The sequence below is a fragment of the Campylobacter sp. CNRCH_2015_0338h genome, assembly GCF_025772785.1.
In the GTDB taxonomy this organism is placed as follows: domain Bacteria; phylum Campylobacterota; class Campylobacteria; order Campylobacterales; family Campylobacteraceae; genus Campylobacter_D.
In genome coordinates, this window is sequence record NZ_JAKMST010000002.1 from 55,500 (window position 1) to 66,297 (window position 10,798).

At 30.4% G+C, this 10,798-nt stretch carries 6 protein-coding genes; 2 read left to right on the plus strand and 4 right to left on the minus strand.

Annotated elements, in window-relative coordinates:
• Window position 1 precedes the first annotated feature (1 nt).
• Both L8X30_RS01610 and L8X30_RS01615 read right to left on the minus strand, forming a co-directional pair.
• Window positions 2-1,933 (minus strand): ABC transporter permease, encoded by a 1,932-nt coding sequence (locus L8X30_RS01610; protein ID WP_263678661.1) that lies wholly within the window; start codon window positions 1,931-1,933, stop codon window positions 2-4.
• A complete protein-coding gene (locus L8X30_RS01615) occupies window positions 1,930-3,063 on the minus strand; it encodes an efflux RND transporter periplasmic adaptor subunit (protein WP_263678662.1) in 1,134 nt (377 codons plus the stop codon). The genes L8X30_RS01610 and L8X30_RS01615 overlap by 4 nt, the downstream gene beginning before the upstream one ends.
• Before the next feature lie 127 nt (window positions 3,064-3,190).
• On the opposite strand from L8X30_RS01615, the gene L8X30_RS01620 reads away from it, so the two are divergent.
• The gene (locus L8X30_RS01620; RefSeq protein WP_263678664.1) at window positions 3,191-3,799 is read left to right on the plus strand and encodes an NAD(P)H-dependent oxidoreductase; all 609 of its coding nucleotides are present in this window, start codon (window positions 3,191-3,193) and stop codon (window positions 3,797-3,799) included.
• 69 nt (window positions 3,800-3,868) lie between these two features.
• Window positions 3,869-7,381: an acyl-[ACP]--phospholipid O-acyltransferase gene (locus L8X30_RS01625; RefSeq protein ID WP_263678666.1), complete on the plus strand. Its 3,513-nt coding sequence runs from the start codon at window positions 3,869-3,871 to the stop codon at window positions 7,379-7,381.
• 29 nt (window positions 7,382-7,410) lie between these two features.
• Here the strand turns inward: L8X30_RS01625 and L8X30_RS01630 are convergent, their stop codons facing one another.
• Both L8X30_RS01630 and L8X30_RS01635 read right to left on the minus strand, forming a co-directional pair.
• Entirely contained in the window at window positions 7,411-9,420 is a 2,010-nt protein-coding gene (locus L8X30_RS01630; protein ID WP_263678667.1) for a CocE/NonD family hydrolase, read from the minus strand.
• Entirely contained in the window at window positions 9,417-10,667 is a 1,251-nt protein-coding gene (locus L8X30_RS01635) for an MFS transporter (RefSeq protein ID WP_263678669.1), read from the minus strand. Before L8X30_RS01635 ends, L8X30_RS01630 begins: the two co-directional genes overlap by 4 nt.
• Window positions 10,668-10,798 lie beyond the last annotated feature (131 nt).

Below are 10,798 nucleotides of genomic sequence, written 5' to 3' on the forward strand. Positions count from 1 at the left end.
CTCATTCCTTTGATAAAGCACTAATAGGATTTAAATTTGCTGCATTTTTTGCCGGAAAAAATCCAAAAACCACTCCGATTAAAACCGAACTTAAAAGCCCTAAAAATACTGAATTTAATGAAAGTATCATCGTAAAACCAAAATTTAAAGAATTAAATACTTCAATGATAATAAAAGAAAGCATTACTCCAAAAATAGCTCCTAAAGAACAAATCAACACAGCTTCAATTAAAAACTGCATCAAAATATCTTCTTTTCTAGCTCCAATAGCCATTCTAACTCCAATTTCCCTTGTACGCTCACTTACTGAAACAAGCATGATATTCATCACACCAATACCACCTACTATCAAAGATACCACCGCAATAGAAGAAATAAGTAAAGTCAAAGTAGCAGTATTTTCCTCAATAGCATTTTTAATCGCGTCAGAATTTATAGTGAAAAAATCTTTTTTTCCGCGTTTAATCTCTAAAATTTTTACCATAGCCTCTTCAGCTAAAGCAGGATTTACCTCATCTTTTACCTTAGTTACTATAGCTCTTATTTGTTTATCCCCTGTGATTTTATTCATCAAAGTAGAATAAGGAGTGTAAATTTTAATGGTATTTTCATCAGCTCTAAAGCCTTTATTGTCTCTTTCTTTTTTTAAAACACCAACTATAGTTAAAGGCTGTTTGTTAAAAATCACACTTTTACCTAAAACATCTTTAGCGCTGATATTATCAAATAAAATTCTCAAAGCATTTTCATCTATAATGCAAATATTGGTATTATCTTTTATATCTTCATTATTAATAAACCTACCATCTACCATCACAAAACCTCTAAGCCTTAGATGATTTGGCCCTACTCCATAAATTCTAGCTTGCAAAGAATTATTCTTATAAGTTACAACCCCTACTTTACCCACATCTGCTTCTACTGCTTCTAAATAAGGCAAAGAACTTAAGGTTTTTAAATCACTTAAATTTAGCCTTGTTCTACCTGATCGAATATCTCCCAAGCCTCGTCCTGAAACAACTTCTATAGTATTAGTTCCAATAGAGCTAATAGAAGCAAGTATATTTTGTTGGGCTCCAAGTCCTAAAGCAACCACGCAAACTACTGAAGCTATGCCTATGATAATACCAAGCATAGTAAGCAAAGAGCGTAGCTTGTGTGCTACAATGGAAGTTATGGACATTTTTAAACTTTCAAAAAGCTGATTTTTAAGCAAATTAAAGCTTTTTTTCTCTTTTGGCATTAACTTAGCTTTTATTTCGTCTGCTTTTTTTGTACCATTATCACTTATAATCTTACCATCTTTAATTTCTATAACTCTTTTTGCTCTAGCAGCTATTTCTCTATCATGAGTGACTAAAACTACGGTGTGTCCTTGCTTATTTAGTTTATTTAAAATTTCTAAAACTATCTTACCGCTTTTAGAATCAAGCGCACCCGTTGGCTCATCTGCTAAAATAAGCTCACCACCATTCATCAAAGCTCTTGCTATAGAAACTCTTTGCTGTTGCCCACCACTTAGTTCATTTGGCTTTGATAATTCTTTATGATCAAGCTCTAAAAAAGAAAGTAATTCCTTAGCCTTTTGCGATCTTTCTTGTTTGTTTTTTCCTGCATAAACAGCAGGTAAGGCTACATTATCTTTAGCATTTAAAAGACTAAGCAAATTATATCTTTGGAAAATAAAACCTATTTTTTCACGTCTAATCCTTGCTTTTTCATCCTTGCTTAAATTTGTAACTTCATATGCATCTAAAAAATATTTTCCACTACTTGGTTCATCAAGTGTGCCTATAATATTTAAAAGAGAGGTTTTTCCACTACCTGATTGTCCTATAATGGCTACAAATTCCCCTTTTTGAATATAAAGATTAATATTTTCTAAAATAGTTGTATTATTAATCTTTTTTTGTATATTTTCTAAGCGTATCATTTTTTATTTTTACCTATGATAACTAAATCACCCTCATTAATACCATCTAAAATTTGAGTATTTAAACTATCTTTAATACCTAATTTAACAGGTGTCTTCACGCTTATATTATTTGCTTTTAAAATTTCTACATAATAACCACTTGCATCACTTTTTATAGCCAAAGTTGGTATAACTAAAGTATTATTTTCTGTTTTAATGGCTATTTCATTTTCTGTACTCATACCTATGCGTAAAAAATTATTATCATTTTTTACAAAAACCCTTGCATAATAATACACAGCACTAGTGCTAGTACTTGAGTTTGAGTTTAAATTTGTATTACTTGTTGCATCGCTTATAGTAGTATTTGCTGGATCTATACTTGAAATAATTGCTTCGTATTTTTTATCAGGTTCATTTAAAATGCTAAATTTAACCTTTTTTCCAACACTAATTTTATTGATATCAGCTTCAGCTATTTGCATACGAATTTCCATTTCACTTAAATCAGCCAAACGCACTATGCTTGGTGTATTTTGGTTTGCATTTACAGTTTGACCCTCTTCAACCGCTACATTGATAATCTCACCCTTACTAGGTGCAGTTATAGTAGTATAAGCTAAATCTTTTTGAGCATTTTTTAAAGAAATTTCAAGTTGAGTAGTTTGAGCTTTTAAATCAGCCACATTTGCCCTTAGGGTATAAAAAGTATTTTTAAGATTTTCAAGATTTTCCAAAGAGGTAGCCTTTTTAGCATAAAGCTTTTGCTCTCTTTGGTATTGTTTAGTAGCTATATCAAGAGCGATTTTCTTACTTTCTAAATTTGCCTTTGCACTTTCAAGCTGAGCTTTGGTAATATCTAAATCATTTTGTTGCTTATCTTTATCAATTTGTGCGATTAAATCACCCTCATTAACATGATCACCTAATTTTACATAAAGTTTAGTAATTTGCCCACTAACTTGTGCACCAACATCAACTTGGGTTTTTGCATAAACTTCGCCTATTGCTTCTATACTTTGAGTAATATCTTGTTTTTTAACTTCATAAGTTAGATAATTATATTCTTCCTTATTTGCAAAAAAGAAAAAATACACCCCTATAATGAGTATAATCAAAAATATGCTTAAATAAATTATTTTTTTCATTTTAATCCTTTAAAAATCATATAATAAAACATTTGTATGAAGTAAAAATAAAATTGTAACAATAAAATATAATTTTAACAATTTTAAAGCTTATAAGATATAAGATAAATCAAAAAAAGGAAAAATAATGCAAGATTATTTAAATTTAATGCAAAATCGCTCTTCTATTAGAGCTTACACCCAAGAAAAAATTTCTAAAGAGAATTTAGAATATATCTTAGAATGCGCTAGATTATCTCCTAGCTCCTTAGGACTTGAACCTTGGAAATTCTTAGTTTTTCAAAAAGATGAACATAAAAAAGAAATTGCTAAAATAGCTAATAACCAAAGCCATGTAGCAAATTGTGCTGCTATTATAGTTGTAATTTCAAGGGCTGATTTTAAAGATTATTTTGAAGAAAAACTAAAAAAGAGAGGTTTAAGCCGAGAAGAATTAAACAAACGCTTGCAAACTTATAAGCCATTTTTAGACGCAATGGATTTAGAACAAAGTTTTATTTATGCTAAAGAACAAAGCTATCTTGCTATTGCAAATATTATCAATGCTGCTTATAGTTTAAATTTAGGCTCATGCATTATCGGTGGCTTTGATAAAGATAAAATCAATCAATATTTAAATTTAGACACTACCAAGCAAAGAGTATCCATGCTCATTACTTTAGGACATACCCAAGAAAATATTAGCACAGAAAAAGTTCGTTTTGCATTTAATGAAGTGGTAGAATTTAAAGATTAATCAAATATCAAAACTCCATTTAAATTTTATATAATAGAATAATATTTTTAAAATAAAATGGAGTTTTTAATGCAAAGAAATTTCTTAAAGATTTTTGGCGTATCGCCATTTTTAGCAGTGGCTTTTATTAATGCTTTTGTGGATTTAGGACACAAAATCATTATACAAAACACTATCTATAAATTTTATGAAGATAGCACCCAACTTTTTCTAACTGCTATTGTCAATGCTTTAATGCTTTTGCCTTTTATTCTTATGCTTTCGCCTTCTGGATTTTTAGCAGATAAATTTCCTAAAAATAAAATCATGAAAATATCTGCATTATTTTCAGCAATATTAACTTGTATTATTTGTTTGTGTTATTATCTTGGAGCATTTTGGCTTGCTTTTGTAATGACTTTTATCATGGGAGTACAATCTGCCTTATACTCTCCTGCAAAATATGGTTTTATAAAAGAATTAGTAGGAAAAGAGCTTTTAGCTATGGGAAATGGAGCTGTAAATGCGGTAAGCATTGTGGCTATTTTAGCGGGCATGGCAGTATTTTCTCTAAGCTTTGAAATGCTTTTTGAGCCAAATTTTAACACTCCTTCGGATATTTTAACACAAATTGCGCCTTTGGGTTTTGTATTAATAGCTTTTGCTTTATTAGAACTTTTTTTAGCTTATAAGCTTCCTAGCTTAAAAGAAGAAGATAAAAATTTAAGCTTTGATAAAAAACAATATTTCCAAGGAAAGCTTTTAGCCTCTAATTTAAAAACAATATTTTCTCATAAAATCATTTGGCTTTGTATTGTAGGAATTTCACTTTTTTGGGCCATATCACAACTTTATTTAGTGAGTTTTCCTGTATATGCAAAAAACGATCTTTTCATAGAAAATACCTTTTATGTACAATGCTCTTTAGCTTTTTCTGGTATAGGAGTGATTATAGGATCGCTTATTAGTGGTAAATTTTCTAAAAATTACATCGAATTAGGTCTTGTACCACTAGGCGCTTTAGGGATTTTTCTAATGAGCATTTTAATGCCATTTTTAGAAAACCTACTAAGTTATAGTGTGGTGTTTTTTATTTTTGGTTTAAGCGGAGCATTTTTTATAACACCTTTAAACTCTCTAATACAATTTCATGCAAAAGAAAATGAATTAGGAAAAGTCTTAGCAGGAAATAATTTCATACAAAATATTTTTATGTTAGGCTTTTTAGCACTAGCTACTTTTGCTGCTTATGCTAAAATTGAAGTGATAAATTTGTTTTATTTTATCATCGCTGTAGCATTTTTTGGAAGCATTTATGTACTAGGTAAATTACCTTTTTCTTTAGTGCGTTTATTAATGAGTATAGCGTTTTTTCAACGCTACCGTTTATTGGTAGAAGGTTTTGAGAATATTCCTGAAAAAAGTGGAGCGTTATTACTTGGCAATCATATATCTTTTATAGATTGGGCTATTGTGCAAATGGCTATACCAAGAAAAATTTATTTTGTTATGGAAAAAAGCATTTATTCTAAGTGGTATATTAGAATTTTTCTTGATAAATTTGGAGTTATTCCTGTTTCAAGTGCTTCTAGTAAATCAAGTTTAGAGCTTATTGCTATGCATATTAAAAACGGAAATTTAGTTTGCCTTTTCCCAGAAGGAGTACTTTCACGCCATGGGCAGCTTAATGAATTTAAAGGCGGATTTGAGTTAGTTTGCTCAAAATTAGAAGAACAAGATGGAGTGATTTTACCTTTTTATATTAGAGGACTTTGGGGAAGTGCTTTTTCAAGAAGTGATGAAGAATTTTCAGCAAGAAACCGCAAAATAAGCAAAAGAAAAATCGCTATTGCTTTTGGAAAAAGCTTGCCAATACACACTAAAAAAGAAGTGGTTAAAACAAAGGTTTTTGAACTTTCATTTATTGCTTGGAAATCTCAATGTGAAAGTATGCATACTATAGCCAGAGCTTGGATAGATAGCGCTAAAAGAAATTTAAGTCAAATAGCTATTGTTGATCCTTTAATAGGTGGTATTACCTATAGAAAAATGCTTGCTTTAAGTCTAGTTTTTAGCTCTTTCATAAAAAATAGATCGCATGAGCTAAATATACAACCTACCCAAGGAAGCTATGCTCCAAAAGAAGAATGTGTGGGAATTTTACTCCCTGCTTCTATGGCTAGTTCTCTTTGCAATCTAGCTGTATTACTTGCCAATAAAATCGTGGTAAATTTAAATTTCACAGCAGGTGTAAAAGCAATAAATCAAGCTATTCAAAGTTCTCAAATTCAACAAATTTATACTTCTAGAAAATTTATGGAAAAATTAGAAAATAAAGGTATAAAACTAGAATTTGAAGAGCATATTAGAATCATTTTTATGGAAGATATTATCGCAAACTTTAAAAGACAAAAACTCAAAATCTTTTCTATGCTTGCTTTAGTAAGCATCTTACCTACTTGTTTGATAAAAGCATTATTTGCGCCTAATAAACAAAACCTTGCCATAGCTGCTATATTATTTAGTAGTGGTAGTGAGGGAGCGCCTAAGGGGGTAATGCTAAATAATCGTAATATTTTAAGCAATATAGCCCAAATTTCAGATGTATTATGTGCAAAAAATGAAGATGTTGTCTTATCTTCTTTGCCACCTTTTCATGCTTTTGGATTAACTGTAACTACTTTTATGCCTTTATTAGAAGGGATTAAAAGCATAACACATGCTGATCCAACAGATGCACTAGGTGTAGCAAAAGCTATAGTAAAAAATAATGTTAGCATTATGTGTGCTACTTCAACTTTTCTAGGTATTTATGCAAGAAATAAAAAACTTGATGCGATTATGTTTGAAAGCTTAAGGATTATCGTCTCAGGTGCTGAAAAACTCAAAAGCGAAGTAAGAACTGCCTTTGAAATGAAATTTAAAAAACCTATTTTTGAAGGCTATGGAGCCACTGAAACCACTCCGGTTGCAAGTGTGAATTTACCGAATAAATTTGATCCTGATTATTGGATTTTACACCGTGCAAATAAAGAAGGTAGTGTAGGTATGCCTTTACCAGGAAGCGCTATACGCATAGTAGATCCATCTACTTATGAAAGTTTAAATCATGGAGAAGATGGATTAATACTCATTGGTGGCCATCAGGTTATGGTAGGTTATTTAAACAATAAAGAAAAAACCGGTGAAGTTATCAAAGAAATCGATGGCATACGCTGGTATAATACCGGCGATAAAGGTCATGTAGATGAGGATGGCTTTTTATATATAGTAGATCGTTATTCTCGTTTTGCAAAAATTGGTGGCGAGATGATATCTTTAGGGGCTTTAGAAGAGGAAATTGCTAAATTTATCAATACAGATATAGTAAAATTTTGCGCAGTTGCACTAGATGATGATAAAAAAGGTGAAATGGTATGCTTATTAGTAGAATGCCAAGAGCAAGATTTTGATGGAATTTGCGAAGCGATTAAAAACTCTACTATGCCTGCTATTTTTAAACCAAGTAAATATTTTAAAGTAGAACAAATTCCACTTTTAGGTTCTGGCAAAGTGGATTTAAAAGGCGCTAAAGATTTAGCTAAAATCTTGCAAGAAAATTAATTCCCAAAGTAATTTTACTTTGGGAAATTTTACAAACTATTTCTTTTAGTTTTATAATCATATTTTTTATCAAAAACAAGTTTATCGTTTTCTTTGACTGCTATTTTTCCCTTAATATAAAAATATTCCAAATCACTAGTTTGTGTTAAGATTATATCAGCCTCCATCATACAACCCTCACGTCCTATTTGCATTGTTTGAGTAATGGTATATTGCGCGCTTAATGGGTTTTCATTTTGAAGTTTTAATTCTCTTTTTAAATTATGCTTTACTAAAACATCAACCTCATCAAATCTATAAACACCTTCTCCAAAAACTCCGCCAACACCATCTGTAATACAAGTCCAAGTATCATTTAAAATATCATAAGAAATGCTTCTATCTACCCTACCTTCTTCTAAAAGTGTTATTGGAGTTAAAGGAGCACTTTGTGCTTGCATATTGATTTTATCGCTATCTTGACCATTAAAACATGGCAAATTAAATTCACACTCATTTAAATCCAAAGTCAAGGTTGAAATTTTTGGCATAGGCCAAAACATAGGCCAAAAAGAATTTGCTAATGATAATCTTATCTTAGAACCCTTGCCAAATCTATATCCACAAGCATCAAGTTTGATTTGCTTTTGGATAAATTCATCTTTTTTTAAAGGTATAAATTGCTCTTTATCATCACTTAATGCAAGATTGATCACTCCATAACTTACTCTTTTTACAAAACCATCAGCTCTAACTTCACTAAGCTGAGCAAAGAGCATAGCTTTTCCTTGATCACTTGCAATTTTTACATTTAAAACCGGAAAACCCAAAATATCTAAATCTTGTTCTAAAAAATCACTTTCAAAAACAACTGCCATCCCATCATCCAACCTTTGATCACTAGGACTTTCTCCTAAAACACCAGCCCCCATCCACTCTCCGGATAAAAGCCCATGATTTAATGGAGTGTTAATTTTGATAAATTCACTTGATTTTTTGCATGTTAGTTTATACGGATTTAAATAGTATTTTTTATAGCTAATATCATTTTTAAAATCATTTAAAGCAACAAAACGACCTTCTACTTTCTCTGTTTTTGAATTTGGCTTAGAGCTATTTTCAATATATGCTTGTATCATAGGAGCTTCAAGCACATCGTTTTCTTCATTTTTAAGCCATTTATCCCACCATTTAAGTGCTTCTTGTAAAAAACCCATTGCAGGCAAAGGAGATCCATCATGAGGATAAACATGAGCCCAAGGACCAACGATAGCTTTTTTTGGAACTTTCAAAGCATTCATTAGAGTAAAAACAGGATTGGTATAAGAATCAGCCCACCCATCTAATGCAAAAACAGGAACTTGTATATCATCATAATTTTCTCCAACAGATCCGTGCTTCCAATAATCATCTTTTAAAGTATGCTCAAGCCACAATGTGGGCCATAAAGGCATATTCTCAAGCCTATTGAGCCATTTATTTCTACCATTTGGATCAATTTTTGGATCAACAAAACGTGATTGATATGCAAGCATGATATTACCCCACCAAAAATTATCATTAAGCAAACATCCACCTTTATAATGAATATCTTCATTAAATCTATCATCAGTAAAACCTACTACTATAATAGCTTTTAAATTTTTAGGTTTTCTTGCTGCAACTTGTAAAGAATTAAATCCACCCCAAGATTTACCCATCATACCAATATTTCCATTGCACCATTCTTGCTTTGCTATCCACTCAATAACTTCTAATGCATCATCTTGTTCTTGTTTTAAATATTCATCTTCTAATAAACCATCAGATTCCCCACTTCCTCTAATATCAACTCTAACAACCGCATAGCCATTACCGCTAAAATATCCATGCATAGGCTCATCTCTACCTCTTGTTCCATCATTTTTTCTATAAGGAATATATTCTAATATAGCAGGAACTTTTTCTTTTACCTGAGGAAGCCAAATTCGTGATGAAAGCTTGGTGCCATCTTTTAAAACTATCCATTCATTTTCTATCACTTTAACCTTGTTTTTAAGATCAAGAATAATTTCTTTCATTTCATCTCCTTTTTATTGTATTTTTTAATCCAAATCAAACAAAACATTACACCCAAAATAGCCATAGCTACCATAATAGTAAAATATATATGAAAACCTTTTACACCTGGATATCTATCTAATAAATCTCCAGCAAGCAAAGGTGCAAAAACCTCAGGTAAATATCCAAAAGTAGATACAATACCTATGGCCATACCTGCTAAATGAATAGGAATTTTTCCCTCACTAAGTAAAGAGTAATAAATTCCAAAATTAGAATACATAGCTACATAAATTACCACACAAGCAGAAGTTAAAACACTCATTTGCAAAAATCCATTCAATTTTGAACTAAGCATTAAAAAAATAACACCAATTCCCATTAAAATAAAGCCTATCATCATTATTTTAGCCTTTCCATATCCATCTGCTATAAACCCACCTACCACAGAAGAAACAGGACGAATGTATTGAGCTAATACTGTTAAAATAGCTGCAAAAACAGCAGAAGCTCCTATTACATTACTTGCATAAGGAGTAAAATAATAAAAGCTCATATTAAAAAAATAGGTACAAAAAGTAATAGCAACCACAAGCCAAAGAGCAGAATTTTTTAAAAGAAAAACTAAATCTTTGATTTTAATCTTCTCACTTTGTTCATTAACCTCATCTTTTAAAAGAAAAAATAATAAAACAGCACTTGCAATAGGAGCTATAGAATAAAAAATAATAACCATTTCTATACCTTGTGCGGCTAAAGCTTTTGTTTGAAAATATCCAAAAATACTTGTAGCTATAGCCAAATGTGCAGCACCAACAACACCTCTACCACCTTCAAAAATTCCATAAGCTTTTGCTTGCTCTTTAGAATTTGCCAAACTTCTTACTATTTTCATCAAAGAAGGCCAAAAAGTTAATAATGAAGTAATTCCCCAGATTCCATAAATAATCAAAAGTGCATTTAAAGAAGTAAAATATAAATGCAACAAACCACCAAGTCCTGTAGCAATTAAAGAAAAAATCAATAATTTTTTTGGCGCAAAACGATCTGCTAAATATCCTCCTAAGGCATAAGAAAACAAACCAAGCAATCCATAAGCACTACCCAAAAGGCCCATTTCAAAATTATTTAAATGATAAAGACTCATATAATCATCATAATAATATTTTCTAAAATAAGGCAAACCATAAATAATAGATCCACAAAAAGATAATAACAATAATGTAAAAAAATTATTTTTTAAACTTTGTTCTTTATTTTCATACATTAAAAACCTCCTTTTTTATACTATATATGATTTTTTTATTTTTTAATCTAAATATAGATAATTTTGCATAAAAATTTTAAATTGATATATTTTTTTACACACTTAAGATAATTTTTAAAAAATTTTTTTAA